The 255-nt window shown below is 75.7% G+C and carries 1 protein-coding gene; it reads right to left on the bottom strand.

Translation table 11 applies throughout. The features are described 5' to 3' along the window. Positions 1–56: 56 nt before the first annotated feature. Positions 57–255, bottom strand: a 199-nt coding sequence (locus tag RM445_RS32215; protein WP_397469463.1) for an alpha/beta fold hydrolase, incomplete at its 5' end; no start/stop codon positions are given.

Here is a 255-nt window from a genome sequence, read left to right as displayed (position 1 = left end):
CCATCGCCCGGCGTTCGACCAGCCTGCGGCCGCCTGCGCCATCTCGGCTCGGGTCGTCACGGGTGTGCCCCCAGGACCGTCCGGGCGACCTCGTCGGGCCGCTGCAGGGGAGCGAGGTGCCGGGCGCTGGCGATGACGCGAAACGATGCGTCCGGCAGGGCGTCGGCGATCCGGTCCATGTGCTCAGGGGCCGCGACCCCGTCGTGCTCGGCGGCCACGACGTCGGTCGGGACGGCGATGCGGGGTAGCTGGGCG

Origin of the sequence: Pseudonocardia charpentierae, assembly GCF_031845345.1 — a bacterium.
GTDB classification, from domain to species: Bacteria; Actinomycetota; Actinomycetes; order Mycobacteriales; family Pseudonocardiaceae; genus Pseudonocardia; species Pseudonocardia charpentierae.
Note: the sequence above shows the minus strand (reverse complement) of the source record. Positions and strands in the feature narration are given on the sequence as shown.